The 23,884-nt window shown below is 68.6% G+C and carries 29 protein-coding genes; 17 read left to right on the top strand and 12 right to left on the bottom strand.

From position 1 onward, the window contains the following. Window positions 1–68: 68 nt before the first annotated feature. Entirely contained in the window at window positions 69–524 is a 456-nt protein-coding gene (locus tag Q0V34_RS01305) for an Hsp20 family protein (protein WP_297506700.1), read from the bottom strand. Window positions 525–752: 228 nt separating this feature from the next. Here Q0V34_RS01305 and Q0V34_RS01300 point away from each other — a divergent pair, with 228 nt between their 5' ends. The 5 genes from Q0V34_RS01300 (at window position 753) to Q0V34_RS01280 (ending at window position 4,570) form a co-directional block, all read left to right on the top strand. Further along, a complete protein-coding gene (locus Q0V34_RS01300; protein WP_297506698.1) occupies window positions 753–1,595 on the top strand; it encodes a methyltransferase in 843 nt (280 codons plus the stop codon). A gap of 59 nt (window positions 1,596–1,654) precedes the next feature. After that, window positions 1,655–2,533 carry a methyltransferase gene (locus tag Q0V34_RS01295; protein ID WP_297506696.1) on the top strand — a complete coding sequence of 293 codons (879 nt, stop codon included), beginning with the start codon at window positions 1,655–1,657 and terminating at the stop codon, window positions 2,531–2,533. Next, window positions 2,530–3,180, top strand: coding sequence for a hypothetical protein (locus Q0V34_RS01290; RefSeq protein ID WP_297506694.1), 651 nt, complete (start codon window positions 2,530–2,532; stop codon window positions 3,178–3,180). The genes Q0V34_RS01295 and Q0V34_RS01290 overlap by 4 nt, the downstream gene beginning before the upstream one ends. Window positions 3,181–3,270: 90 nt before the next feature. Beyond that, window positions 3,271–3,579: an SCP2 sterol-binding domain-containing protein gene (locus Q0V34_RS01285; RefSeq protein WP_297506692.1), complete on the top strand. Its 309-nt coding sequence runs from the start codon at window positions 3,271–3,273 to the stop codon at window positions 3,577–3,579. A 7-nt stretch (window positions 3,580–3,586) separates the two neighbouring features. Further along, window positions 3,587–4,570: an alpha/beta fold hydrolase gene (locus tag Q0V34_RS01280; RefSeq protein WP_297506690.1), complete on the top strand. Its 984-nt coding sequence runs from the start codon at window positions 3,587–3,589 to the stop codon at window positions 4,568–4,570. Here the strand turns inward: Q0V34_RS01280 and hisN are convergent. Both hisN and Q0V34_RS01270 read right to left on the bottom strand, forming a co-directional pair. Further along, window positions 4,545–5,381, bottom strand: a complete 837-nt coding sequence (hisN, locus tag Q0V34_RS01275; RefSeq protein ID WP_297506688.1) for a histidinol-phosphatase — start codon at window positions 5,379–5,381, stop codon at window positions 4,545–4,547. The two genes, Q0V34_RS01280 and hisN, sit on opposite strands and share 26 nt — an antisense overlap. Before the next feature lie 44 nt (window positions 5,382–5,425). Then, the gene (locus tag Q0V34_RS01270; RefSeq protein ID WP_297506686.1) at window positions 5,426–5,821 is read right to left on the bottom strand and encodes a helix-turn-helix domain-containing protein; all 396 of its coding nucleotides are present in this window, start codon (window positions 5,819–5,821) and stop codon (window positions 5,426–5,428) included. A gap of 214 nt (window positions 5,822–6,035) precedes the next feature. On the opposite strand from Q0V34_RS01270, the gene Q0V34_RS01265 reads away from it, so the two are divergent. Then, window positions 6,036–6,971 (top strand): lysophospholipid acyltransferase family protein, encoded by a 936-nt coding sequence (locus Q0V34_RS01265; RefSeq protein WP_297506684.1) that lies wholly within the window; start codon window positions 6,036–6,038, stop codon window positions 6,969–6,971. Here Q0V34_RS01265 and Q0V34_RS01260 read toward each other — a convergent pair. The 5 genes from Q0V34_RS01260 to gcrA all read right to left on the bottom strand — a co-directional run bounded on the left by Q0V34_RS01260 (window position 6,968) and on the right by gcrA (window position 10,973). Further along, window positions 6,968–7,477, bottom strand: coding sequence for a response regulator (locus Q0V34_RS01260; RefSeq protein ID WP_297506682.1), 510 nt, complete (start codon window positions 7,475–7,477; stop codon window positions 6,968–6,970). The genes Q0V34_RS01265 and Q0V34_RS01260 overlap by 4 nt on opposite strands. A 136-nt stretch (window positions 7,478–7,613) precedes the next feature. Beyond that, window positions 7,614–8,462 carry a M23 family metallopeptidase gene (locus Q0V34_RS01255; protein WP_297506680.1) on the bottom strand — a complete coding sequence of 283 codons (849 nt, stop codon included), beginning with the start codon at window positions 8,460–8,462 and terminating at the stop codon, window positions 7,614–7,616. Next, the gene (locus Q0V34_RS01250) at window positions 8,447–8,659 is read right to left on the bottom strand and encodes a DUF2093 domain-containing protein (RefSeq protein ID WP_297506678.1); all 213 of its coding nucleotides are present in this window, start codon (window positions 8,657–8,659) and stop codon (window positions 8,447–8,449) included. The genes Q0V34_RS01255 and Q0V34_RS01250 overlap by 16 nt, the downstream gene beginning before the upstream one ends. A gap of 28 nt (window positions 8,660–8,687) precedes the next feature. Continuing rightward, window positions 8,688–10,199, bottom strand: coding sequence for an exodeoxyribonuclease VII large subunit (gene xseA / locus Q0V34_RS01245; RefSeq protein ID WP_297506676.1), 1,512 nt, complete (start codon window positions 10,197–10,199; stop codon window positions 8,688–8,690). Window positions 10,200–10,451: 252 nt separating this feature from the next. Then, entirely contained in the window at window positions 10,452–10,973 is a 522-nt protein-coding gene (gene gcrA, locus Q0V34_RS01240; RefSeq protein WP_297506674.1) for a cell cycle sigma 70 cofactor GcrA, read from the bottom strand. Window positions 10,974–11,206: 233 nt separating this feature from the next. On the opposite strand from gcrA, the gene Q0V34_RS01235 reads away from it, so the two are divergent. From Q0V34_RS01235 to Q0V34_RS01220, 4 genes are all read left to right on the top strand, one after another. Beyond that, on the top strand, window positions 11,207–12,028 hold the full coding sequence (locus Q0V34_RS01235; protein ID WP_297506672.1) for an ABC transporter permease: 822 nt from the start codon (window positions 11,207–11,209) through the stop codon (window positions 12,026–12,028). 154 nt (window positions 12,029–12,182) lie between these two features. Next, complete coding sequence (locus Q0V34_RS01230) at window positions 12,183–13,400, top strand: aspartate aminotransferase family protein (RefSeq protein WP_297506670.1); 1,218 nt, start codon at window positions 12,183–12,185, stop codon at window positions 13,398–13,400. Window positions 13,401–13,514: 114 nt separating this feature from the next. Beyond that, window positions 13,515–14,450 carry an ornithine carbamoyltransferase gene (gene argF / locus Q0V34_RS01225; RefSeq protein ID WP_297506668.1) on the top strand — a complete coding sequence of 312 codons (936 nt, stop codon included), beginning with the start codon at window positions 13,515–13,517 and terminating at the stop codon, window positions 14,448–14,450. Between the two features lie 211 nt (window positions 14,451–14,661). Continuing rightward, the gene (locus Q0V34_RS01220) at window positions 14,662–15,573 is read left to right on the top strand and encodes an Hsp33 family molecular chaperone (RefSeq protein WP_297506665.1); all 912 of its coding nucleotides are present in this window, start codon (window positions 14,662–14,664) and stop codon (window positions 15,571–15,573) included. A 27-nt stretch (window positions 15,574–15,600) separates the two neighbouring features. Here the strand turns inward: Q0V34_RS01220 and apaG are convergent, their stop codons facing one another. Beyond that, a complete protein-coding gene (gene apaG, locus Q0V34_RS01215) occupies window positions 15,601–16,065 on the bottom strand; it encodes a Co2+/Mg2+ efflux protein ApaG (RefSeq protein ID WP_297506663.1) in 465 nt (154 codons plus the stop codon). Next, window positions 16,046–17,230, bottom strand: coding sequence for an O-succinylhomoserine sulfhydrylase (metZ, locus tag Q0V34_RS01210; RefSeq protein WP_297506661.1), 1,185 nt, complete (start codon window positions 17,228–17,230; stop codon window positions 16,046–16,048). Before metZ ends, apaG begins: the two co-directional genes overlap by 20 nt. 175 nt (window positions 17,231–17,405) lie before the next feature. On the opposite strand from metZ, the gene Q0V34_RS01205 reads away from it, so the two are divergent. From Q0V34_RS01205 to Q0V34_RS01175, 7 genes are all read left to right on the top strand, one after another. Beyond that, window positions 17,406–18,431, top strand: a complete 1,026-nt coding sequence (locus Q0V34_RS01205; protein ID WP_297506659.1) for a 2'-deoxycytidine 5'-triphosphate deaminase — start codon at window positions 17,406–17,408, stop codon at window positions 18,429–18,431. A 161-nt stretch (window positions 18,432–18,592) separates the two neighbouring features. Then, window positions 18,593–18,889: a hypothetical protein gene (locus Q0V34_RS01200; RefSeq protein WP_297506657.1), complete on the top strand. Its 297-nt coding sequence runs from the start codon at window positions 18,593–18,595 to the stop codon at window positions 18,887–18,889. 109 nt (window positions 18,890–18,998) lie between these two features. Beyond that, the gene (locus Q0V34_RS01195) at window positions 18,999–19,574 is read left to right on the top strand and encodes a hypothetical protein (RefSeq protein ID WP_297506654.1); all 576 of its coding nucleotides are present in this window, start codon (window positions 18,999–19,001) and stop codon (window positions 19,572–19,574) included. Then, entirely contained in the window at window positions 19,571–19,765 is a 195-nt protein-coding gene (locus Q0V34_RS01190; protein WP_297506653.1) for a helix-turn-helix transcriptional regulator, read from the top strand. Before Q0V34_RS01195 ends, Q0V34_RS01190 begins: the two co-directional genes overlap by 4 nt. Before the next feature lie 27 nt (window positions 19,766–19,792). Continuing rightward, window positions 19,793–20,458, top strand: coding sequence for a hypothetical protein (locus Q0V34_RS01185; protein ID WP_297506651.1), 666 nt, complete (start codon window positions 19,793–19,795; stop codon window positions 20,456–20,458). 86 nt (window positions 20,459–20,544) lie between these two features. Beyond that, the gene (locus Q0V34_RS01180; RefSeq protein ID WP_297506649.1) at window positions 20,545–21,432 is read left to right on the top strand and encodes an alpha/beta hydrolase; all 888 of its coding nucleotides are present in this window, start codon (window positions 20,545–20,547) and stop codon (window positions 21,430–21,432) included. A 48-nt stretch (window positions 21,433–21,480) separates the two neighbouring features. Next, window positions 21,481–22,359 (top strand): TraB/GumN family protein, encoded by an 879-nt coding sequence (locus Q0V34_RS01175; protein ID WP_297506647.1) that lies wholly within the window; start codon window positions 21,481–21,483, stop codon window positions 22,357–22,359. 135 nt (window positions 22,360–22,494) lie between these two features. Here the strand turns inward: Q0V34_RS01175 and Q0V34_RS01170 are convergent, their stop codons facing one another. Next, window positions 22,495–23,097, bottom strand: a complete 603-nt coding sequence (locus Q0V34_RS01170) for an HD domain-containing protein (RefSeq protein ID WP_297506645.1) — start codon at window positions 23,095–23,097, stop codon at window positions 22,495–22,497. 57 nt (window positions 23,098–23,154) lie between these two features. Then, window positions 23,155–23,817: a cyclopropane-fatty-acyl-phospholipid synthase family protein gene (locus Q0V34_RS01165; protein WP_297506643.1), complete on the bottom strand. Its 663-nt coding sequence runs from the start codon at window positions 23,815–23,817 to the stop codon at window positions 23,155–23,157. Window positions 23,818–23,884: the final 67 nt, after the last annotated feature.

The following is a 23,884-nucleotide window of genomic DNA, read 5'->3' as shown; positions in this document are numbered from 1 at the left end:
AAAAAGGCGGCGCCCGAAGACGCCGCCCAAGTTCAGAGGGATTGGGGAGACAAGATATCGGGCCGCCCTTAGGCGGCCTTTTCGCCTTCGATCAGCGGCGAGGCGCTGGTCTTGATTTCGACGGTGCGCGGCTTCAGAGCCTCGGGCAGTTCGCGCTTCAGCGCGATCGACAGCAGGCCGTTCGAGAGATCGGCGTCGACCACCACCAGGTAGTCGGTCAGCTGGAACTTGCGCTCGAAGTTGCGCTCGGCCAGGCCGCGATGCAGGTACTGCCGCGCCTCGTCGTTGGCCGCCTTGCGGCCGGTGACGGTCAGCAGGTTTTCCTTCACCTCGACGTTCAGCTCTTCCGGCTTGAAGCCGGCCACGGCGATCTCGATGCGGTAGTCGTTCTCGCCGGTGCGTTCGATATTGTAGGGGGGATAGCCCGAGGCCGCTTCGTTACGGGCGGCGGCGTCCAGCTGGTCGGCGAGGCGGTCGAAGCCGACGAGCGAGCGGTACAGGGGCGTAAGGTCGAGCGTACGCATGGGGTCAGATCCTTCTCATCAAGCAAGGTCTTTGAATGTGCGTCCCGTCGGCGACCCGGGTTCGGCGTCGCCTGTGGTCCGGAAGGCCCGGTTGTCCAGCGCCTTCGTCCAGGTAGTTGGTGAGCGGTTTTCCAGGGTTCAAGGCCCCTCGTTTCGAAGAACCTGAATCGTTGACGCGTGCCGAGCCCCGGCTAAGGTCGCCGCGCCCACTTCGCCGGAGGACGCCCCATGCCGCTTCGTCGTCACGTTCTGCTGGTCGCCGCCGCGCTCAGCCTCGCCGCGCCCGCCGCCTTCGCCGCCGAGGACGCGGCCTTGAAGGCCGCCGTCGCCTCGCCCACGCGCCCGGCCGCCGACGTCGCTCGCGACGGCGCGCGCCACCCGGTCCAGAGCCTGACCTTCTGGGGCCTCAAGCCCGGCCAGACCGTGATCGAGATCTCGCCCGGCGGCGGCTACTGGACCGAGATCCTGGCCCCCTACGCCAAGGCCACGGGCGGGACCTACATCGCCGGCGTCGCCGACCTGTCGAACCCGAAGCTTTCCGAGGGGGCCAAGAAGGGCCGCGCCGACTTCGAGGCGCGCTTCGCCGATCCGGCCAAGTACGGGACGCCCCGGTTCGTGAACTTCGGTCCGGTGTCGGGTCCCCTGGGCGCGCCCGGTTCGGCGGATCTCGTGCTGACCGCCCGCAACGTCCACAACTGGACCGTGACGCCCGGCATGGCCGACAAGGTGTTCGCCGACTTCTTCGCGGTGCTGAAGCCGGGCGGCGTTCTCGCCGTCGAGGACCATCGCGCCGATCCGCGCTCGGAGAAGGCCGCCGGCGCCGACGGCTATCTGAACACCGCCACCGTGGTCGCCCTGGCGGAGAAGGCCGGCTTCAAGCTGGACGCCCAGTCGGAGATCAACGCCAACCCCAAGGACACCAAGGACCATCCGTTCGGCGTCTGGACGCTGCCGCCCACCCGGCGCACCGCCCCGGCGGGCCAGCCGGCCAATCCCAACTTCGACCGCTCCAAGTACGAGGCGATCGGCGAGAGCGACCGCATGACGCTGCGCTTCCGGAAGCCGGCCTGATCTTCGGCGGCCCGACTTTGGCCAAGGTCGGCGGCGAAGCTGGCGTGAGCGACGGGGGAATGATGGTTCGGTCACAGCAATGGTCGCGCCGCGGCGTGCTGGCGAGCGTTGGCGCGCTGGCCGCCTGCGGCCGCAAGCCGGCCCAGGGCCAAGCCAAGGCCGCCACGGGGCCCGAGACCATCGAGGCCGCCGTCGCGGGCGATTGGCGCCCGGCGGCGGATCGCGCGCGCGACGTCTGGCGCCACCCCGTCGAGACCCTGAAATTCTGGGGCCTGAAGCCCGGCCAGACGGTCGTCGAGTTCTGGCCCGGCGCGGGCTGGTACACCGACATCCTGGCCCCGTTCCTGGCCGACACCCACGGCAAGCTCTACGCCGCCGTGCTGCAGGCCAGCGACCCGTCCGATCCGGCCGCGACCGAGATCGTCGAGGGGTATCGCCGCAAGCTGACCGAAAAGAAGAAGATCTACGGCGACGTGACGTTCACCGCCTTTGGTCCCACCAGCGGAGCCGTGGCCCCGGCGGGGAGCGCCGATCTGGTGCTGTTCCTGCGCAATCTGCACAACTGGATGGCCGGGGGCATCGCGGAGAAGGCCTTCAAGGACGCCTTGGCGGCGCTGAAGCCCGGCGGGGTTCTCGGGATCGAGGAGCACCGGGGCGAGCCTGGCCGGGTGCAGGACGTGCTGGCCGCCGACGGCTATGTGCAGCAGGCCTATGTGATCCAGATGGCCAAGGAGGCGGGGTTCCTGCTGGCCGCGACCAGCGAGATCAACGCCAATCCCAAGGACACCAAGGATCACCCCTTCGGCGTCTGGACCCTGCCGCCCACCCGCCTGTCGGCGCCGCGCGGCGAGCCGGCCGAACCGGGCTTCGACCATTCCAAATACGATGCGATCGGGGAGAGCGACCGCATGACCCTCAAGTTCGTGAAGCCGAAATGAAGAAGACGCTGATCCTCGCGGCCGTGCTGACCGCCATCGTCGCCACGCCGGCCTGGGCGGAAAAGACCGCGCCGGCCGGCAAGGTGTTCATGTTCCTGGACAAGTTCCTGAAGGTGCCCTCGGCTGAACGCGCGCGGATGAAGCTGGCCTACGCGGTCCGGCGCGACGGGCGTCCGCTGCCGAACGTCACGGCGACCCTGGTCGAGAAGAACGGCGCGCGCACGCCGCTGCCGGTCAACGCCGACGGCTATTTCGAACGGCTGCCGACCCTGCCTCAATTGGCGGGCGAGGCCGACGTGGTCTTCGACGTGCCTTCGGACTGGAAATTGGGGACGGCCATCGACATCAGGCCTCAGCTCAACCCGGCCGCCGACTATGACGCGCGGGAGTTGGTCGCGACGGTGGATGAAAGCAACCGCGCGATCGGCAAGGCCGCTGGCGCGTTGTCGTTCATGGCCCCGAAGATGACGGGCTTGATCTTTCCCAAGGCCGAGAGCGGAACCGTGATCTTCGCCGACGGCCGGTCCGCGCCGCTGCCGCAGGTCAAGGACGCGCCCTACTTCCGACCCGCCGACCACCAGGGCGCCGTACGGGTAAAGTTGACAAAAACGCCGACTAAGGTCGGGTTCTACGACGGTAAGAAATAAGGGTCCGAGCCGTCTGAACGCTGTTTACTCATCGGCTCGGGCCGGTCTAGCTATTCGCAACTCAAATTCGCGCAGAGGGAGATCGCGCTCATGGCCACGCTTCAAGAAATCACCGATCGCATCAAGGCCGCCGTGGGCGACGACAGCGGTCTGGGCAAGAGCCTCAAGTTCGACCTGAAGGGCGAAGGCTTCATCCACATCGACGGCGGCTCGGTCACCAACGAGGACAGGCCCGCCGACCTGACCATGACGCTCAGCAAGGATGATCTGGAAGCCATCGGCGGCGGCTCGCTGGATCCGACCATGGCGGTCATGACCGGCAAGCTGAAGCTGTCGGACATGGGCACGGCCATGGCGCTGCAGCCCAAGATGGGCGCTCTGTTCGCCAAGATGCGCTAAGCCGAAGATGACGGAAGCGCCGGCGCGTCTGGTCTCGATCCCCGAGGCGCCGGTTCCCGATCACGGCACGGCCGAATGGTTTCGCGGCGCGGATGGGGCGACCCTCCGCGCCGCGACGTTTTTCCCGCCTGGCCCAGCGCGGGGCTCCGTGGTGGTCAGCCCTGGCCGCAGCGAGCCGCTCGAGAAATATTTCGAGGTGGTCGAGGACCTCCTGGCGCGCGGCTTCGCCGTATTGCTGCACGACTGGCGAGGGCAGGGGCTGTCGGCCCGCGCCTTGCCCGACCGCCTCAAGGGCCACGCCCGCGGCTTCAAGACCTTCGTCTCGGACTACAAGGCGTTGCTCGACACGTTCGAGGCGCGCCTGCCCAAGCCCTGGATCGCCGTGGGGCACTCGATGGGCGGCTGCCTGACCCTGATGGGTCTGGCTCATGGCGAGACACGGTTCGCCGCCGCCGTGCTGTCGGCGCCGATGTTGGGCCTGAACACCGCCGGCGTGCCGCCGTGGCTGGCCACGCCCCTGGCCTGGACCCTGTCGCGTTTCGGTCTGGCCGGCGGCTACGTGTCCGCGCCCTATGATCCGCTGGTCCAGACCTTCGTCGGCGACGCCCTCACCCATGACGAGGCGCGCTACGACCGCTATCACGCCCAACTTCGGGCCGATCCCGAGATCGCTCTGGGCGGCGTCACCTGGGGCTGGGCCGACTTCGCCATCTCCGCCTGCGCGTGGTTGCGGCGGAGCAAGAGCGTCGAGGCGATCGCCGTCCCGGTGACCTTGGTCGCCGCCGAGCTCGACCACCTGGTGCTCAATTCAAGCCAGAAGGCCATCGCCGGCCGCCTGCCCAAGGGACGCTATGTCGAGGTCCCGGGCGCCTTCCACGAGATCCTGATCGAGACCGATCCGCGCCGCGCCGTGTTCTGGAAGGCCTTCGACGAGACGGTCGATCCGATCGCCCCGCGTGAACCCCTTATTTCGCCGAACGCCTCAGACTGACCAGCGCCTCGTCCAACGGGCGGCGGTCGCCGGTGACGACCATCTGGCCGCCGTTCGGGCCGACGGGCTCGCCGCGCCAGTTGGTCACCAGGCCTCCGGCGCCTTCAAGCAGCGGAATAGCGGCCTCGATGTCCCAGGCCTTCAGCCCCGCCTCGATGACCATGTCCATCTTGCCCATCGCCACCATGGCGTAGGCGTAGGCGTCGCAGCCCAGGCGCGCCAGTTTCGACGCCGCGCGCACCTGCAGCCAGGCGCCGCGCTCGGCCCCGTCGAAGCAGGCGTCGGGATCGGTGGTGGCGATGACGGCGTCGGTCAGGGTCGCGCATTCACGCACGCGGATCGGCGTCTCGGTCCCACCCGCGACCAGGCGAGAGCCTTGGGCGGAGCCGACGAACACCTCGCCGACATAGGGCTGGCCGATCGAGCCCAGCACCGGCCGGCCCTGGTGGCGCAAGCCGATCAAGGTGGTCCACAGCGGCAGGCCGGAGATGAAGGCGCGCGTGCCGTCGATCGGATCCAGCACCCAGACGAACTCGGCGTCCGGGCGGTCCTCGCCATATTCCTCGCCGATCACGCCGTGCTCGGGAAACCGCTCGGCGATCAGCTGGCGGATCGCCGCCTCGGCGCCGCGATCGGCCTCGGTGACCGGGTCGAACCCCGCGTGGGTGTCGCGCGGAAGGTTCTTGCCCGCGGCCTTGTCCTCCAGCCCGTGCCCAGCCCGGAACAGCGGCAGGATCGCCGCCGCCGAGGCGCGGTTCAGGTCGAGAATGAAGGCGTCGAGCGCGGCGAGCCGGTCAGCGGAGAGCGTCATGGGCGGGGTTTAGCCTCCCCGCCGTCGCGACGCCACCAGCGACTTCAGGCGTCGACGTGCTCGGCGCCGCCGTTCAGCGACTTGGCCAGATCCAGCAGGCGACGGCGCGGACGCTCGCCCAGCAGGTAATAGGCGCGGATCAGGTCCAGCGTCTCCTTGCGGGCGAACATTTCGCCGCCCTCGGTCGACTCGCCGGCGCCCTCGCGACGCGTGTCGGACAGGCCGTCGTAGAAGTAGCCGACCGGCACTTCCAGCGCCTCGGACAGCTGCCACAGACGCGCGGCCGAGATCCGGTTGGCGCCGCACTCGTACTTCTGGATCTGCTGAAACCGCACGCCGACAGCGCCCGCCAGCTGCTGCTGGGTCAGGCCCAGCAGACGGCGGCGGCGACGCAGACGCTTGCCCAGGTGAACGTCGATGTCGTTACCCATGGAAGCCATGCCCCCTCGTTTTTCCCGACCCGTCCCAGAACGGAACGGCCTGACGTCACCGCCGCAAGTCGCGTGCCGGGCGAGCGCCAGGCGAAAACGCGTGCGGTTTCGCCGGCTGGCGCGCGCCCGATTATGGAATTCGTCCCCGTCTGGTTCAGATCTGAACAAGAAGGGGGGCGAGAGAACGTTGCGCGATGCGTGCGGGCTAACCTAGTAAGGACGCATGTCGGATAAGCGTCGGCCCGCGGTTCAAGATTTCCTGTGGCGGTTGGAGGCCTTCGGCTTCGATCTGTTCATCGGGGCGGTTCGCCTGATGGGCGTGGACCGGGCGTCGGACTTCGGGGGCTGGCTGGGACGGACCTTCGGCCCGATGAGCGGGGCGCACAAGGTCGCCGCGCGCAATCTGAAGCTGGCCTTTCCCGACAAGGACGCCGCCTGGCACGCGCGGATCCTGGACGAGCAGTGGGAGGGCCTGGGCCGCTCGTTCGCCGAATTCCCGTTGATGGACAAGATCCTGCCGTCCACCGGCCGGGTCGAGGTGGTGAACAAGGAGCGCCTCGCCGAGATCGCCGAGCGCAAGACGCCGGTGGTGTTCGTTTCCGGTCACCTGTCGAACTGGGAGGTGATGCCCGCCGCCATCGTCGACAGCGGCGTGGTATGCGAGATGACCTATCGGGCGGCCAACAACCCCTATGTCGACCAGCGTATCAAGGACAGCCGCTTCCGCTACGGGGTCCGTCTGTTCGCCCCGAAGGGCGGCGACGGCTCGCGCGAACTGCTGAAGGGGATGATGGAGGGGCGGTCGGTCGCCCTGATGAACGATCAGAAGTTCAACAACGGCGTGGCCGCGCCGTTCTTTGGCCATGACGCCCGCACCGCGCCGGCCCCGACGCGACTAGCGATCCGTTTTGGCACGGTGCTGCAGCCGATGTCGGTCCAGCGGTTGAAGGGCGCGCGCTTCCGGGCGGTGGTGCACGATCCCATCGTCCCTCCCAGCACCGGCGACCGAACCGCCGACATCGAGGCCGGGGTGCGGATGATCAACGCCTTCCTGGAAGAGCGCATCCGCGAGCGGCCGGCGGAGTGGTTCTGGGTCCACCGCCGTTGGCCCAACGAGGTCTATGCGGCCCTGGCCCGCCGAGAAGCCGAGGCCGGCTAGATCTCGACCGCCGCGTCCTTTTCGCCGGAACGGCGGAACGGGCCCGCATAGTGCGGATCGACGCGACGCCTGCGACAGGGGCCGAAATAGTCCGAAGACCGAATGAACGGCCGCGGATGGAAGATCACCGTGTTGATACGATCCAGTAGCGAGCGGGCCGTGACCGGCTTGACCACCACCTCGGTCACGCCGGCGTCGCGGGCTTCGAACACGCGGTGACGTTCCGCGAAGCCCGTCAGCATGATGATGGGCAGGAACGGATCGACGGCGTCGGGCGAATTACGAACCAGCTGCGTGAACTGAACCCCGTCCAGCGGGCTCATCTTGAAGTCGACGATGGCGATGTCGGTGCGCCAGTCGCGCAGGACCTGCAGGCCCTCGGCGCCGTCCATCGCCTCCCGGATGTGTTTGACGCCCACCCCCCTGAGGATCGTCGAGACGATCGAGCGGATATGCTGGTTGTCGTCCACCAGCAGAAAGCGCAGCTTGTCCAGCGCCACCGACATGCGGGAGCCGCCTCCTCGAGAGTCTTCGCGGAAAAAGAGGTATTGAGCGCCGCTCCCCCAGCGACCTCAAGGCCCGATAACGCCGGCATTGCTAGCGAATGATTTCCACTCGCGCCAGAGGCGAAATGTAACAATTTCAAACACGAAACGGGCCGGCGCCGACCATCAGCGACGGATCCAGGTTCCGGCCGCGCCACTTCATGCGCCAGCAAAGGTGAGGACCGGTGGCGCGTCCCTCCTTGCCGCTTTCGGCGATCAGCTGGCCCTTCGACACATAGGCGCCCGCCGGCGCGACGATCCTCGACAGGTGCAGATAGGCGCTCACCAAGCCCTGCCCATGATCGATCAGGACAAGGCCGCCCTCGTAGTGCAGACCGGTCTCGGCGAAGCAGACGAGACCCGAGGCGGGCGCGCGTACCGGCGTGCCGACGGGCACGGCGAGATCCATGCCATAGTGCGGGCGCTTGGGCTCGCCGTTCAGAATGCGCTGGCCGCCGAACCGCGCGGAGCGTCGCGCGTCGGCCACCGGCGGGACGAAGCCTTCGCGGAAGCCCTCCAGATCGGCCTGGCTGGCGAAGCCGGCCGACTTGCGGACGCCCTCGGCCTCCAGGCGCGCCAGCAGCGCCGGGTCGGTGGGCGTCACCTGTTCCGGCGGCAGGCCATCGATCCGCTGGATGTCGAAGTCGCCGACGGCGATCGCGCGCTCGTCGACGGCGGAGCCGTCCGGCGTCGTCACGGTCAGCTTGCTCACGGGCGGCGCGTCGCGGTCGAAGCCGACCACGAACCAGCCGTTCGCCGAGGCGGTGGTCAGGATCTGGCCGTCGACATCGATCACCGCGCGCGGGGCGGTGCGCCCGACCGCGAAGCCGCCCTGCACGAACTTGCCCGAGAGCGAAAGACCCGGCGCGCTGGCTTTGACGGTCCCGCCAAGCGCGGTGAGCGGCAGCGCGGCGAGGACCGCGCGCCGGTTCAGCCTTGCCGCCAACGCCGCAGCGCCTCGGCGGGACCGGCATAGGCTTCCTGATGCTCGGGGCTCCAGTAGCGCAGGGCTTCCAGCGGGATTTGCCGGTTGCTGACGGCGCACAGCACGAACCGCCCAGGGCTCAGCACGGCGTATTCGCCATCGCCATAGTGCAGAACGGCCAGGCCGTCCTTTCCGAGATCACGATCGAAAGCGTTCATGGATCACAGTCTACGCCATGCGGCGGCTTCAGAACAGGTCGCCTTGGCCGACCGGCGGCGTGGCGGGCCGGAGGCGAGGCTTGCCGGCCGGCGTGGGCGGGATGAGGCCGCCGTCGCCGTCAATCACCGCGTCGCGGTCGCCGCTCTTGAACTTCAGGTTCACGCGCTCGCCCGAGACCAGCTCGGCCGCAGAGCGGGCCAGGGACCCGTCGGCCTTGCGGACGAGGGCGAAGCCCAGCTCCAGCGGTCGTTCGGGGTTCAGCGACTGGCGCAGCTTGTCCAGGTTGGTCAGTTGGTCCTCGGCGCGGGTCAACCGGCGCCGGGCCGCCTCCCGCAGGCGGTCGCCCAGCGCGGGAAGGCGAGCGTGAGCGGCGGCGCGCTCCGGGGCTCTCGTCCCGCAGGCGTTCAGGCGGCGGGAGAGGTCCGCCAGGCGGTCGGCCTTGGCCGCATGCTGCCGGCGCAGGGCGTCCGGGGTCAGGCGAGCCGTAACCTTCAGCAGGTCCTGGGCGTGGACATTGGTGTTGCGCTGCAGGGCCGCGTCCAAACGTCCCGAGGCGATGTCGAACCTTTGCTGGGCCAGGGCCAGCAGGTCGGCAGGGCGCGGCAGGCCGCGCGCGGCGCTGACCAGGCGCGTGCGGCGCTCCTCGATCGTTCGCGACCCGCAGCGGTTCAGCCGGCGATCGAAGTCCGAGATCAAGGCCCGCAGCTCGGCCAGCACCGGCGTCGCCATCTCGGCGGCGGCGGTCGGGGTGGGGGCGCGGCGGTCCGAGACGAAGTCGATCAGGGTGGTGTCGGTCTCGTGGCCGACGGCCGAGATCAGCGGGATGGTCCCTTCGGCGACCGTGCGGGCCAGGGTCTCGTCGTTGAAGGCCCAGAGATCCTCGACCGAGCCGCCGCCGCGCGCCACGATCAGGATGTCGGGGCGCGGCACGGGGCCGTCGGGCTGAATGGCGTTGAAGCCCCGGATCGCGGCGCAGACCTGGCTGGCCGCCGCCTCGCCCTGGACGACGACCGGCCAGACTAGAACCCGGCAGGGCCAGCGGTCGCGGATGCGGTGAAGAATATCGCGGATCACCGCGCCGGTCGGGCTGGTGATCACCCCGACCACGGCGGGCATCGAGGGCAGGGGGCGCTTGCGCTCGGCGGCGAACAGGCCTTCGGCGGCCAGCTTGGCCTTCAGGCGCTCCAGTTGCGCGAGCAAGGCGCCGACGCCGGCGGCCTCCATGCTGTCGATGACGATCTGATAGCGGGAACCGGCCGGATAGGTGGTGATCTTGCCGGTGACGATGACCTCCAGCCCGTGCTCGGGCCGCACGCCGAGGCCCCGCACATTGCCCTTCCACACGACGCCGTCGATGGCGGCCTTGTCGTCCTTGATGGTCAGATAGACGTGGCCGTTCCCGTGGTGGGTGACCTTGGAGAGCTCGCCGCGCAGCCGCACGAAGCCGTAGCGGTCCTCCAGCGTCCGCTTCAGGGCGAAGGCCAGTTCGGAGACCGAATAGGGCGGGGCGTTGGAGTCGGTTGGCGGTAGGTCGCTCATGGGTCCTGTTTAAGAGGGAAGTCCGTGGAGGTCATCGGTGTTCTCGCTCGACCTCCACGTCGTCATCCCGCGCTTTATGCGCGGGACCCATGGTTCAGCTTTCGTGTGCGTGTGAACTTCCGCCCCGCCCTTGCGACGGACCAATGGGTCCCGCGAACACGTCGCGGGATGACGGTTGAAGGCCTTGAAACGCAAAAATCCCGGGAAGCCGCGCTTCCCGGGATCCGCCGCCCTGAGAGACTTTTGTTCTTCTTAGATGTAGCGGCGAAGCGAGCGGGCGAGTTCGGTGGCGCCGCCCTTCTTCTTGGTCTGCTGGGGCTGGTAGGCGACCCGGGCGTGTTCGACGCAGTAGGGCGCGCCTTCCGACGAGCGGCGGCCGCAGAAGGTGAAGCCTTCCGACGACGGATCGCCGATCGGCCACTTGCACATGTGCGCGCCCAGGGTCAGCACGGTGGCCGAGCCCGGCTCCTCGTGCCGGAACGCCGGCAGCGGCGCGGGCGCGGCGGCGACCACGGCGGTCGGCGCTTCCACCGGTGTCACGCGACGCGGCGCCGAGGGCATGGCCTGGGCGGCCGGACGCGCGGGACGCGGGGCCTTGAAGGCCGGACGGGCGGGCTGCGACGGCGCGGCGCGGCCCGACAGGCCGAGGCGGTGAACCTTGCCGATCACGGCGTTGCGGGTGACGCCGCCCAGCTGCTTGGCGATCTGACTGGCCGAGAGGCCGTCCAACCAGAGCTTCTTCAGGGTGGAAACCCGTTCGTCGGTCCAGCTCATGTCCCATCTCCGCCAATTGGCGGGGCAGGGCGCCCCAGCGCCCGACCCCATATATGGTGCCCCGACCGCCCCGCCGGCGGTCGTCCTACTAGATATCGTAAAGAATGCGTTAAAACACACAATGGGCGCCCACGACTCTGTCCACAGAAACAAGATGTTGATTCCGGCAAGCCCGCGCTTGCGAAACGGGGTTCCAAGGCGCACATGGCCAAGCAACACAACGGGTTGAGCCGATGAGAGACATGGCCGAGAGCGTCATTCCGCCGCAGCCGCGCGACTATCACGGCTGGAATTGGTCCGGGTTCGTCACGCTGTATCAGCGCGAGATCCGCCGGTTCTGGAAGGTGGGCACGCAGACCGTCGCCGCGCCCGTGGTCACCACGCTGCTCTACATGCTGGTCTTCGTGGTCGCGGTCGGCGCAAGCCGGCCGGCGGTGGGCGGCGTGACCTTCGGGCATTTCGTGGCCCCGGGCCTGATCATGATGGCCATCCTGAACAACGCCTTCGCCAATTCGTCGTCCTCGCTGATCCAGGCCAAGATGATGGGCCTGACGCCGGACTTCCTGACGCCGCCGCTGTCGGCCCTGGAGCAGGTGCTGGGCTTCACCCTGGGCGCGGCGACGCGGGGCGTCGTGGTCGGCGCGGTCACGGCCCTGGTCATCGGCGTGCTGCCCGGCGCGGGCCTGTCGGTCGCCCATCCCTGGGCGATCCTCTATTTCGGCCTCACCGCCTCGCTGATCCTCGGCCTGGCCGGCATCCTGGCGGGGCTGTGGTCGGAGAAGTTCGACCAGTTGGCGGCCGTGACCAACTTCCTGATCATGCCGATGACCTTCCTGTCGGGGACCTTCTATCTGGTCGACAAGCTGCCCGAGCCGTTCCGCTCGGCCAGCCACTTCAACCCGTTCTTCTATCTGATCGACGGCTTCCGATACGGCTTCATCGGCCACGCCGACGGTTCGATCCTGATAGGCGTCGTCAGCATGGGCGTTCTGACCGCGGGCATGTTCCTGTGGTGCTGGCGCCTGTTCGTCACCGGTTACCGTCTGAAGAGCTGACCGGCGCCTGTGGCGCGCGCGCCGAAATCGCCGAATTTCAGAGCGCTTTCATGGGCCTTCGATTGACACGACCTTGTTCCGCGGCGACAACCTGCGGCCTTCCGGTCCCCTCGCTCACGGCGTGGGGGCTTCTTTCCTTTTAGGAGGGCCGGTCTTGAGCACCGCGACGTCGTCCAACTCCTCGCAACAGCACATCATGGGCGTCTACAACCGCGCCCCGCTGGCGTTCGAGCGAGGCCGAGGCGCGCGCCTGTTCTCGACGGACGGCGGCGACTATCTGGACTGCGTCGCCGGCATCGCCACCAACGGCCTGGGCCACGCCCATCCCGCCCTCGTCGAGGTCCTCAAGACTCAGGGCGAGAAGCTGTGGCACGTCTCGAACATCTATCGGATCCCCGAACAGGAAGCCCTGGCCGACGCCATCTGCGCGGCGACCTTCGCCGACGTGGTGTTCTTCACCAACTCGGGCACCGAAGCCGTCGAGTGCGCGCTGAAGACCGCGCGCAAGTATCACTCGGCCAACGGCCAGCCCGAGCGGGTCGATATCTACGGCTTCGACGGCTCGTTCCACGGCCGCACCTACGCGGCCGTGAACGCCTCGGGCAATCCCAGCTATGTCGACGGCTTCGGGCCGCGGCTGCCGGGCTACCAGCAGCTGACCTTCGGCGACCACGAGGCGGTCAAGGCCGCCATCGCCCGCCCGACGACGGCGGCGATCATCATCGAGCCGGTGCAGGGCGAGGGCGGCGCCCGCGCGCTGCCGCCGCAGTGCCTGAAAGGCCTGCGCGAGCTGTGCGACGAGCACGGCGTGCTGCTGATCTATGACGAAGTGCAATGCGGCATGGGCCGCACCGGCAAGCTCTTCGCCTATGAGTGGGCCGAGGGCGGCGAGCCGCACATCATGTGCGTGGCCAAGGCCCTGGGCGGCGGCTTCCCGATCGGCGCGTGCCTGGCCACCACCGAGGCGGCCAAGGGCATGACCGTCGCGGCGCACGGCTCGACCTTCGGCGGCAACCCGCTGGCCATGGCCGTCGGCAAGGCGGCCTTCGACCTGATCAACTCCGAAGAGACGCTCGACAACGTCAAGACCGTCGGCGGCTTCTTCACCCAGCAGCTGAACGGCCTGAAGGACCGCTTCCCGGACGTCATCGTCGACATCCGCGGCAAGGGCCTGCTGATCGGGATCAAGCTGATCCCGAACAACCGCGAGTTCATGGTTCTGGCCCGCGACCAGCATCTGCTGATCGCCGGCGGCGGCGACAACTGCGTGCGCCTGCTGCCGCCGCTGAACCTGACCCTCGAGGAGGCCAGCGAAGCGATCGCCAAGCTCGAAAAGGCTTGCGAAGCCGCGCGCGCCAAGGCGGCCGCCTAAGGCTCTCTTTCTCCGTCTTCCCGGCGAATGCCGGGACCCAGATCAAGCCCGCTGACCTCCCGGATGTATCTGGGCCCCGGCCTTCGCCGGGGAGGCGGGAACAGGGATAGGCTGATGACCCAACCCCGCCACTTCATCGACCTGTGGAAGCTGGACGGCGCCACCCTGCGCCGGATGCTCGACGACGCCCACGCCCGCAAGGCCGCCCGCAAGGGCTGGCCCCAGGGCAAGGTCGACGCCGACGCGCCGGCCAGGGACCGCGTGCTGTCGATGATCTTCCAGAAGAACTCGACCCGCACCCGCTTCTCCTTCGACGCGGCCATGCGCCAGCTGGGCGGGGCGGCGATCATCTCCACCGCCTCCGACATGCAGCTGGGGCGGGGCGAGACGATCGAGGACACCGCCAAGGTGCTCTCGCGCATGGTCGACGCGGTGATGATCCGCGCCAACAGCCACGCCGACGTCGAGCGCTTCGCCCAGGTGGCGACGGTGCCGGTGATCAACGGCCTGACCGACAAGAGCCACCCCTGCCAGATCATGGCCGACATCCTCACCATCGAGGAGCATCGCGGTCCGATCGCCGGCAAGACCATCGCCTGGGTCGGCGACGGCAACAATGTCTGCTCCAGCTTCATCCACGCCGCGCCGCTGCTGGGCTTCGAGCTGAAGATCGCCTGCCCGGCGGTCTATCACGCCGACCTGCACGACCTGGCGCGGGCCGAGAGCCTGCGGGGAAAGGTCAGCATGACCACCGACGTCAAGGCCGCCGTCAGCGGCGCCGACGTCGTCGTGGCCGACACCTGGGTGTCGATGGGCGACACCGACCATGACGAGCGCCTGGCCGCGCTGGAGCCCTATCAGGTCGACGACAAGCTGATGGATCTGGCGGCGGCGAACGGCGTCTTCCTGCACTGCCTGCCGGCGCACCGGGGCGAGGAAGTCACCGACGCGGTGATGGACGGGCCGCGTTCGTTGGTCTGGGACGAAGCCGAGAACCGCATCCACGCCCAGAAGTCGGTCCTGGCCTGGTGCTTCGGCGCGATCGGCTGAGGGTTGCCGGCCGGCGCCCGGTTGGAAAGCGCCGGCCGACCGTCCCGCCGCGTATGGGCAAGAGCGGCGGAACGATCATGGCGTCGGGCGAATCGCCGGGGCCCGCAAGAACCCGGATGCCTGGGCGTACCCGATCTAGAGACCGCGCGTCGCGGCGCGGCGGCGACGAACGGGCTCGCAATTTCGCGCGGACCGCTTATCTAGCCACCCCATGACCGACATCGCCCCCAACACCCGCGTCCTCGACGACGTCGTTTCCGCGTTCCAGATCGAGGGGCTGCCCGTGCGCGGCCGCGTGGTCCGCCTCGGCGCCGCCGTCGACGAGGTGCTGACCCGCCACGCCTATCCCGAGCCCGTCGCCAACCTGCTGGGCGAGGCCTGCGCCCTGGCGGCGCTGGTCGGATCCAGCCTGAAGTTCGACGGCCGGCTGATCATCCAGGCCCAGGGCGACGGCCCGGTGCGCTATGTCGTGGTCGACTACGACACGTCCGGCGGCCTGCGCGGCTATTGCCGGTTCGATCCGGACGAGGTGGCGGCGGTTTCGGAGGGCTTCGCCCGTCCGGGGGCAAAGACCCTGCTGGGCGGCGGCGTGTTCATCATGACCCTCGACCAGGGGCCGGACATGGACCGCTATCAGGGCGTGACGCCGATCGAGGGCGAGACCCTGGCCCTGTGCGCCGAGCAGTACTTCGCCCAGTCGGAACAGACCCCGACCCGCATCCGCCTGGCCGTCGGCCAGGTCGACACGGGCGAGGGCGCCCAGTGGCGCGCCGGCGGCATCCTGATCCAGGTCATCGCCGGCGATCAGGCGCGCGGCGACACCCAGGACGCCTGGACCCACGTGCAGGCGCTGTTCGAGACCACCGGCGAGGACGAACTGATCGATCCCACGGTCTCGACCCCGACCCTGCTGTGGCGTCTGTTCAACGAGGACGGCGTGCGCCTGCTGGACGAAAAGCCGCTACGGGCCTTCTGCCGCTGCAACGAGGATCGCATCGGCGTGGTAATGGACTCGTTTTCGGCCGAGGAAGTGGCCGAAATGATCGAGCCCGACGGCAAGATCCATGTGACGTGCGAGTATTGCTCGCGGGTCTACAAGCTGGAGCCGCCTGAAGCCGCCTGAGGACGCCGCCCGGCGGAAAGGCGGCGCTCAGTTCAGCTTCAGCGCCGCGCCGGGCATGTGCAGCGAGAACTCGGGAATCTCGACGTCGAACAGGTCGCCCTCGTCGGTGACCATCTGATAGCTGCCCCGCATCGCGCCCGAGGGTGTCGGCAGGGGGCAGTTGGAGACGTAGCGGAAGGCCTCGCGCGGCTTCAGCTCCGGCTGTTCGCCCACGACGCCGCTGCCCTCGACCTCGTTCACGCGGTTGAAGCCGTCGGTGATGGTCCAGCGGCGCGCGATCAGGGTCACGGTCTCCTCGCCGTGGTTCTCGATCTCGACGGTGTAGGACCACAGATAGAGGCCCTGCTCGGGCGAGGACTCCTCGTGGGCGTAGGTCGGGAAGACCCGCACGAGGATGTCGCGCGTCCGCGCCTCGTAGGCCGAGGCGTCGTGGCCGCGACGCCGGCGCATCCGCTGCATCGGCGGGGAGGTCTCACGCCTGATCGAGCGCACGGGTCACGTCTCGGGTCAGATCGGCCAGGCTTTCCAGGCCCACGGACAGGCGCACGCCGCCTTCGGTCACGCCCAGCGACGGGCGGTCGGCTTCGGGGACCGAGCGGTGGGTCGTGGTCGGCGGGTGGGTCGCCATCGACTTGGCGTCGCCCAGATTGTTGGAGATGTCGACGATCTCCAGCGCGTTCAGGAACTTGAAGGCGGCCTCTCGCGTGCCGAGGTCCAGGGCGATCACCGTGCCGCCGCCGGTCATCTGGGTCTTGGCGACGTTGTAGCCCGGGTGGTCGGCGCGGAAGGGATAGAGGACCTTCTCCACCTTCCTGTGCTCGGCGATCACGTCGGCCAAGGCGGCGGCGGTGTCGGCCTGGCGGCGGACGCGCAGGTCGAGGGTTTCCAAGCCCTTCAGCAACACCCAGGCGTTGAACGGCGACAGCGAGGGGCCGGTGTGGCGCAGGCTGTCGCGATAGAACTCCTCGTTGATCGCCTCGCTGGTCAGGATGGCCCCGCCCAGCACGCGGCCCTGGCCGTCGATGTGCTTGGTGGCCGAATAGACGACCACGTCCGCGCCCAGCTCCAGCGGCTTCTGAAAGATCGGGGTGGCGAAGACATTGTCGACGATCACCTTGGCGCCGACCGCGTGGGCCAGTTCGGACACCGCGCGGATGTCAGTGATCTCCAGCACCGGGTTCGACGGCGTCTCGATCAGCACGGCCTTGGTGTTGGGCCGCATCGCCGCTTCCCATTCGCGAAGATCGGTGGCGTCGACGAAGGTCGTTTCGACGCCGAAGCGCGGCAGCCATTCGCTGACGATCCAGCGGCACGAGCCGAACAGCGCCCGCCCGGCCACCACGTGGTCGCCCGCGCGGACCAGGCCCATCAGGGACGCGTGGATCGAGGCCATGCCGGTCGCCTGGGCGCGGCAGACCTCGGCGCCTTCGAGCAGCGCCAGGCGGTCCTCGAACATCTTCACGGTCGGGTTGTTGAACCGCGAATAGACGAAGCCCGGGTCCTCGCCGGCGAAGCGGCGGTCGGCGCCCTCGGCGCTGTCATAGGTGAAGCCCTGGGTCAGGTAGAGCGCCTCGGCGGTCTCCATGAACTGCGAGCGCGCGATGCCGCCTCGGATGAGCTTCGTCGCGACGTCCCAGTCTTTCGGATCCTCGGCCACCGGCTGCTCCTACGCTTGAACCGCGGGCATAGAGGGCGGGGAGGGGGTCTGGGTCAAGCGCGAACGCCTCTTCCGCGACCGGAGAATTGTCACGGGCGAAAATCATATTGTCACGGGCGAGCCCGAGGTCCTTGCCGCCTTGCCTTTGCGGCCGGGTTTGGCGAGTGTCCCGCCGATGACCGACGCCCATGCCGCGGGGATTCTTCCCTGTCAGACCATCGAGGACCTGATCGCCCAGGACGCGATCACCTCGGCCACGCCATTCGACGCCGACCAGGTGCAGCCCGCCAGCCTCGATCTGCGGCTGGGCGCGCGCGCCTGGCGCATCCGCGCTTCGTTCCTCCCGGGCCTGACCCGCAAGGTGCCCGAGCGCCTGAAGGACGTGGCCATGCACGAGCTGGACCTGACCAAGGGCGCCGTGCTGGAGAAGGGCTGCGTCTACATCGCCGAGATCCAGGAGCGCCTGGCCCTGCCGATGACCGTGTCGGCGCGCGGCAATCCCAAGAGCTCGACCGGCCGCGTCGACGTGTTCGTGCGCCTGTTGACCGACCACTCGCGCGCCTTCGACGACGTCGACGCCGGCTATACGGGGCCGCTCTATATCGAGATCGCGCCGCAGACCTTCTCGGTGCTGGTCCGCGCCGGCACCCGCCTGAACCAGTTGCGCCTGAAGCGCGGCGAGCCCGCCAAGCTGGCCACCCGCAGCGTCGGCGTCGACCTGATGCCCGATACCGGCGTCGTCGGCTTCCGGGGACGCCGCCACGCCGGGGTCATCGACCTCGACCACGAGGACGGCCACGATCCCCGCGATTTCTGGGAGCCGCTGGAGGCGCGTCACGGCGAACTGCTGCTGGATCCGGGCGAGTTCTATATCCTGGCCTCCAAGGACGACATCGAGATCCCCGCCCTCGAGGCCGCCGAGATGACGCCGATCGACCCGTCGGTGGGCGAGTTCCGCGTCCATTATGCCGGCTTCTTCGATCCCGGCTTCGGCACGGAGGAAGCCGCCGCGGTCGGCTCGAAGGGCGTGCTGGAGGTGCGCAGCCACGAGACGCCGTTCCTTCTGGAGGACGGTCAGACGGTGGCCCGGCTGGTCTACGAACCGCTGACGGCCCGTCCGGAGCGCCTCTACGGCGAGGGCGGCTCGCACTATCAGCGTCAGGGGCTGAAACTGTCCAAGCACTTCAAGGCCTGGTCCTGACGGACCCGTCGGCGCCTGTCGCACCCGGCGCCGCGCGGCAACCCGCCGCACCACATCTAGTGGACACTGAGTGCTGATGCACAAATCCTGGGGCCGTTCTCGCGAGCCCGGCGACTCACCCGCGTGGCTTCGAGGACGCTGAACGCTCCCGGGAGGCCGCCATGCTCCGTCTTACTCAAGATCCCTTCGTGATCCTGCAAGGCCGCGTCGAGGCCTGGGAGCGGTGCGCCCGGATCCCCGGCTGCGACAAGGCCGTCTGGCGTCAGGACGGCGAGGGGCGGGTGATCCGCTGGTCCGACTTCGGCGACCGGTTCTCGCGCTATGGCTGGGAGGTGGTCACCCGCCGCGGTCCCCGCGCTTGGGGCCGCGGTCTCAAGCGGCTGGAGGCCGTCCACTGGCGCGGCGTGACGGGCGAGCGCCCGTCCGGCGATCCGTTCCTCGGGCGCGAGGCGGCCTAGAGGCGTCAGGCATGCCCGACAAAATGACAAACACGCTTGACACCTAGCGCGCTCTGAATGACAAGTATCCTTGTCAAATTGAGGAGGGTGCTTGTCAATGTCGGATGCCGTGAAGCCTACGTGGCCGAGATGGGCGCTGTTCTTCGCCGGCGCCGCCGCCCTGTCGGCCATCCCGTTCGGCCTCGCCTTCTCCCATGCGCTGAAGGGGGCCGCTATGCTGGTCGCCATGGGCGTCTGGTTCGTCGCCTACATGGCCTATGTCTTTGTCGGCTCCTCGCGCCTGAAGGCGGGGCGGATCGGACCGGCGATGCGGCGTTATCGGCGCAGGCTGGCCGGCGCGATGCTGGCCTATTGCGTGGCGCTGATGGGCTCCCTGGCCCTGCTGCGCGGCGGCGCGCTGACCGGTCCGCTGCTGTGGATCGTGGCCGCGGCGCCGGCCATCCCGATCCTGGGCGTGCTGGTCGTCATGGGTCTCTATCTGAAGGAGGAGCCCGACGAGTTCGAGCGGGCCGTGCACGTCGAGGCGATGCTGTGGGGGCTGGGCGTCGTCCTGGCGCTGACGACGGTCTGGGGCTTCCTGAGCAACGCCCAGGTCGTGCCCGCGCCGCCGCTCTTCCTGGTGTTCCCGTTGTTCTGCCTCGCCTGGGGCGTGAGCCAACCCCTGATCCGGCGGCGGTACCAATGAAGAACCGCCTGAAGGTCCTGCGCGCCGAGCGCGACTGGAGTCAGGCCGACCTCGCCGACAAGCTCCAGGTTTCCCGCCAGACCATCAACGCGCTCGAGACGGGCAAGTACGATCCCAGCCTGCCGCTGGCCTTCCGGATCGCCCGCCTGTTCGAGCAGCCGATCGAAGCCATCTTTCAGGACGAGGCCTGAGGGCCCGCCTGTTCGGAGGACATGTCCATGACCCTGATCTCGCGATTTTCGAAGGTCTATGGTTCCAGCCGCCTGCTGCGCGGCCTGCTGTTCGGCGTCATCGCCGCGCCCGTCGGGTATCTCCTCGGCCATTGGCTGGCGTCCCTGCCGACCCTTGGCGACTGGAAGCCGGACTGGTCCGACCTGCTGGCCGTGACCGTCGGGCTGTTGATGGTCGGCATGGGCGTCGGCATCCTGATCGTCTCCGCCAACCGAAAGGCGCTGGGCCGGCAGCTCGATCCCGAACGCGGCGTCCCGGCCACGCCGGCCCAGACCATCTACTATGTCCAGAACGCGGTCGTTCTGCTGCTGGCGGGCGTGATGATCGTCACGCCGGTGGCGGTCCGCGCGGCGTTCGACGGCCCGCCCGTGATCATCGCCTCGATCGCCATGACCGGCCTGATCGCGCTGTTCCTGCTGCAGAGCGCCGTGAACCTTTCGGTCTGGATGCGCAGCGACGAGCTGGTGCGTCGGGCGATGGTCGAGATCGCCGCCTTGGCCTTCATGATCCTGCAGGCCGCCCTGTTCCTGTGGGCCGCCGGGCAGAAGCTGGGCCTGCTGCCGGTGCTGACCCTGTGGGACGCCACGCCGGTGATGATGGCGGTCTATCTGCTGATCAGCTTCGTCGTCGCCTGGCGTCGCGGCCTGACCTAGCGGCCCAAGTCCTTTCCACGTCCTCGCCTTTGCCCGGCGCCCTGTCGCCGAACCCTTCCACGCGTCCATGCTTAAAGGAGAAAGCCATGCGCATGCCTCTGTTCCGCTCGCAAGTTCTCGCCATCCTCATCGGCGTCCTGACCGCCATCGGCGTCTTCGGCGGCCGCGCTCACGCCGCCGACCGGATGACCGTCACGGTCACCGGCAAGGGTCCCGACGTGGTCCTGATCCCCGGCCTGGCCTCGTCGGGCGCGGTGTGGGACGCCACCGTCAAGCAACTGTCGGCCACGCACCGGGTCCACGTCGTCCAGGTCGCGGGCTTCGCCGGCGCCCCGGTCGCCGGCAACGCCGAGGGGCCGGTGGTCGCGCCGCTGGTCGAGGCGGTCGACGCCTACATCAAGTCGGCCCATCTGAAGGCGCCGGCCGTGATCGGCCATTCCATGGGCGGCTTCACCGGGCTGCTTCTGGCTCAGCGCCATCCCGAGGACGTCAGCCGGCTGATGATCGTCGACAGCCTGCCGTTCTTCTCGGTGCTGTTCTCGCCCAGCGCCACGGCCGAAAGCATGAAGCCCCAGGCCGAAGCCATGCGCGACGGCATGACCGCCATGAGCGCGGACGCCTTCGCCAGCCAGCAGGCGATGACCGCCCCGCGGATGGTCAAGTCGCCGGAAGGGCAGAAGCTGATGATCGCCTGGTCGCTGGCCTCGTCGCGGTCGGTCGTCGGGCGGGCGATGTACGACCTCCTGACCACCGACGCCCGGGCTGGGCTGGCGGCGATCAAGACGCCGACGACGCTGCTCTATCCCTATGACGAGGCGATGGGCGCGCCGACGGCGGTGATCGACGCGACCTACGCCCAGGCCTATGCGGGCCTGCCGGGCGTGACGCTGAAGCGCATCGACGACAGCCGCCATTTCATCATGCTCGATCAGCCCAAGGCCTTCGCCGACGCGGTCGACGCTTTCTTGCGATAGGCCGCGACCCGGTCCAAGCTCAACGACAACGATCAAGTGGGGGATATCATGTTCAGCAAGCTTCGCCGCCTGGCGGTCGGTCTGGTTTCCGTCGTCGTCCTCGGCTTCGGCGGCGCGGCGCTGGCCGAGCCGGCCCTGTGGAAGATCTCGGACAAGGACTCGACCATCTATCTGTTCGGCACGATCCACGTGCTGCGGCCCGACACCCAGTGGCGCTCGCCCAAGATCGATAAGGCCCTGAGTTCGTCCGGCGATCTGACTCTGGAGATCATCGGCGCCGACGACCCCAGCGTGATGCAGCCCCTGGTGCTGAAGTACGGCCTGGATCAGGCCCACCCGCTGGCCGACAAGATCTCGCCCGCAGCCTATCAGCAGGCCACGGACCTGGCCAAGGCGGGCGGCATGCCGCCGCAGATGCTGAACGTGATGCGTCCCTGGCTGGCGGCGATCTCGCTGTCGCTCGTGCCCGTGGTCAAGGCCGGCTACGATCCCAAGAGCGGGGTCGAGCAGGTGCTGACCAAGGAGGCGCAGGCGGCGGGCAAGCCCAAGAACGCCTTCGAGACGCCGGAACAGCAGATCCGCTTCTTCGCGGACCTATCGCCCAAGGCCGAGGCCGACTTCCTGGCCTCGACCCTCAAGGACGCCGACGAGGGCGTGAACAAGATCGACAAGATGGTCGCCGCCTGGGCCGCCGGCGACACCGCCAGCCTGGAACAGCAGTTCGTCTCGGAGATGAAGGGCCAGTACCCCGAGCTCTACGAACTGCTGATCGTCAAGCGGAACCAGAACTGGGCCGATCAGCTGAAGACCAAGCTGGCCGGCTCGGGCGTCAGCTTCGTCGCCGTGGGCTCGGGCCACCTGGTCGGTCCCGACAGCGTGCAGGCGCAGCTCGCCAAGCTGGGGATCAAGGCCGAGCGGGTGGAGTAGTAACGATCTTCCCGGCGAACGCCGGGAGCCAGATCCTCGGGCGCCGAGGCTGACGGGAGGCGTACCGAGTTCCAGGCCTCCACCCTCGCGCCTTCCATCTGGGCCCCGGCGTTCGGCGGGAACGTCGGATAGGCGCTATTCCGCCGCCCGCAGATAGATCGAGCGCTTCGGCGTCGTCATCACCCGCCCCAGCATGGGAGCGAAGGCCTCCAACGGCATCGACTTGAAGTTCGGGTCGAAGGCCTCCTGGTCGTAGACATGGCAGAACTTGGCCGTGTGCTCGAAATCGGGATGCCCCCGGAACTGGTCGCGCATGTCGCGGTCCAGGCCCAGGTGGTGGAAGAAGTAGTAGCCCTGGAAGATTGCGTGGTGGGCCACCATCCAGTGGTTCCGCTCCGAGACGAACGGCTGCAGGATCGCCGCGGCGATGTCGGCGTGATTGCGCGGACCCAGGATGTCGCCGATGTCGTGCAGCAGCGCGCAGACGACATATTCCTCGTCCTCGCCGGCCTGGTGGGCGCGGGTGGCGGTCTGCAGGCTGTGCTCCAGCCGGTCGATGGCGAAGCCGCCGCAGTCGCCCTTCAGCAGGTTGAGGTGCGCGATCAGGCGGGTCGGCAGCTCACGGCCGAACTCCGCCGAGGCCTGGGCGATGATGCCCCAGTCCTCGGCCGTGCCCTCCGTCATGGCATGAAACTGGGCGCGCCTTTCAGCGTGCGGATGGTCCTCGCCGTCGGCCATGGCGCTTCTCTCCCAAACGTCTGTTTGAGGCGATCGTGCGCTCGAAGACGGGCAGCGTCAACGCGGCGACAGCACCGCCACGATCCAGGCGCCGCCCCAGGCGGTGCAGACCACGGCCTCGTCGTCCACCTGGGCTTGACGCTTCAGCAGCTCCCAGGTCGGCAACTGGCGGTTGGCCAGCCACATGGTCAGCCCGAACTTGCCGCCGGGGCGCAGGTTCTTCTGGTAGTGCTTCAGCACCTCGGCCATGTCGCCGAGGAACTCCGCGCACTCGGAGAAGACGATGGCGTCGAAGGTCTCGTCGGTCTCGTAGGCGCTGCCGTTGCCGACCTCGAAGCGGACCGGGCCGTCGATCGGCGTGACCTTGGCCCGCTCGCGCGCGCGCTCGATCGCCAGGTTCGAGATGTCGACGCCGTGATAGGCGGACGGCCGGTGCAGGGCCAGGGTGTGATAAAGCGCGCCTTCGCCGCAGCCGATGTCGAGAACGGCGGGGTTGGGCCGGGCGCTGGCCAGCAGCGAGGCCAGCAGCCGATGGTGGTGGCGCTGGTCGTTGCGCCACAGCCGGTCGAGCACGCCCGAGGCGTAGTCGGCGTCCCAGTCCCAGCCGGCCTGAGCGTCGCGCGGCGGGGTGCTCCCGCGTTTGCGGCCGAACACCCGTCCGACCCAGGGCCGATCCAGAGCCGACAGTTCGATAAATCGCCTCAGCTTGCCGTAAGCCATTCGCGCAGCGCCCCCCAGGTTCGACCGCCGATCCCCCGATCGGGCGGTGATGGTCGGGAGATAACCG

It is taken from the genome of uncultured Caulobacter sp., from assembly GCF_947036865.1.
Taxonomy (GTDB): domain Bacteria; phylum Pseudomonadota; class Alphaproteobacteria; order Caulobacterales; family Caulobacteraceae; genus Caulobacter.
The sequence above is the reverse complement of the archived record's forward strand: the minus strand, read 5'-3'. Positions and strand labels throughout refer to the sequence as shown.

Coding starts and splice junctions, on each gene's coding strand:
- Q0V34_RS01305 (WP_297506700.1), bottom strand. CDS start 524: ATGCGTACGCTCGACCTTACGCCCCTGTACCGCTCGCTCGTCGGCTTC.
- Q0V34_RS01300 (WP_297506698.1), top strand. CDS start 753: ATGCCGCTTCGTCGTCACGTTCTGCTGGTCGCCGCCGCGCTCAGCCTC.
- Q0V34_RS01295 (WP_297506696.1), top strand. CDS start 1,655: ATGATGGTTCGGTCACAGCAATGGTCGCGCCGCGGCGTGCTGGCGAGC.
- Q0V34_RS01290 (WP_297506694.1), top strand. CDS start 2,530: ATGAAGAAGACGCTGATCCTCGCGGCCGTGCTGACCGCCATCGTCGCC.
- Q0V34_RS01285 (WP_297506692.1), top strand. CDS start 3,271: ATGGCCACGCTTCAAGAAATCACCGATCGCATCAAGGCCGCCGTGGGC.
- Q0V34_RS01280 (WP_297506690.1), top strand. CDS start 3,587: ATGACGGAAGCGCCGGCGCGTCTGGTCTCGATCCCCGAGGCGCCGGTT.
- hisN (WP_297506688.1), bottom strand. CDS start 5,381: ATGACGCTCTCCGCTGACCGGCTCGCCGCGCTCGACGCCTTCATTCTC.
- Q0V34_RS01270 (WP_297506686.1), bottom strand. CDS start 5,821: ATGGCTTCCATGGGTAACGACATCGACGTTCACCTGGGCAAGCGTCTG.
- Q0V34_RS01265 (WP_297506684.1), top strand. CDS start 6,036: ATGTCGGATAAGCGTCGGCCCGCGGTTCAAGATTTCCTGTGGCGGTTG.
- Q0V34_RS01260 (WP_297506682.1), bottom strand. CDS start 7,477: ATGTCGGTGGCGCTGGACAAGCTGCGCTTTCTGCTGGTGGACGACAAC.
- Q0V34_RS01250 (WP_297506678.1), bottom strand. CDS start 8,659: ATGAACGCTTTCGATCGTGATCTCGGAAAGGACGGCCTGGCCGTTCTG.
- xseA (WP_297506676.1), bottom strand. CDS start 10,199: ATGAGCGACCTACCGCCAACCGACTCCAACGCCCCGCCCTATTCGGTC.
- gcrA (WP_297506674.1), bottom strand. CDS start 10,973: ATGAGCTGGACCGACGAACGGGTTTCCACCCTGAAGAAGCTCTGGTTG.
- Q0V34_RS01235 (WP_297506672.1), top strand. CDS start 11,207: ATGAGAGACATGGCCGAGAGCGTCATTCCGCCGCAGCCGCGCGACTAT.
- argF (WP_297506668.1), top strand. CDS start 13,515: ATGACCCAACCCCGCCACTTCATCGACCTGTGGAAGCTGGACGGCGCC.
- Q0V34_RS01220 (WP_297506665.1), top strand. CDS start 14,662: ATGACCGACATCGCCCCCAACACCCGCGTCCTCGACGACGTCGTTTCC.
- Q0V34_RS01205 (WP_297506659.1), top strand. CDS start 17,406: ATGACCGACGCCCATGCCGCGGGGATTCTTCCCTGTCAGACCATCGAG.
- Q0V34_RS01200 (WP_297506657.1), top strand. CDS start 18,593: ATGCTCCGTCTTACTCAAGATCCCTTCGTGATCCTGCAAGGCCGCGTC.
- Q0V34_RS01190 (WP_297506653.1), top strand. CDS start 19,571: ATGAAGAACCGCCTGAAGGTCCTGCGCGCCGAGCGCGACTGGAGTCAG.
- Q0V34_RS01185 (WP_297506651.1), top strand. CDS start 19,793: ATGACCCTGATCTCGCGATTTTCGAAGGTCTATGGTTCCAGCCGCCTG.
- Q0V34_RS01180 (WP_297506649.1), top strand. CDS start 20,545: ATGCGCATGCCTCTGTTCCGCTCGCAAGTTCTCGCCATCCTCATCGGC.
- Q0V34_RS01175 (WP_297506647.1), top strand. CDS start 21,481: ATGTTCAGCAAGCTTCGCCGCCTGGCGGTCGGTCTGGTTTCCGTCGTC.
- Q0V34_RS01170 (WP_297506645.1), bottom strand. CDS start 23,097: ATGGCCGACGGCGAGGACCATCCGCACGCTGAAAGGCGCGCCCAGTTT.
- Q0V34_RS01165 (WP_297506643.1), bottom strand. CDS start 23,817: ATGGCTTACGGCAAGCTGAGGCGATTTATCGAACTGTCGGCTCTGGAT.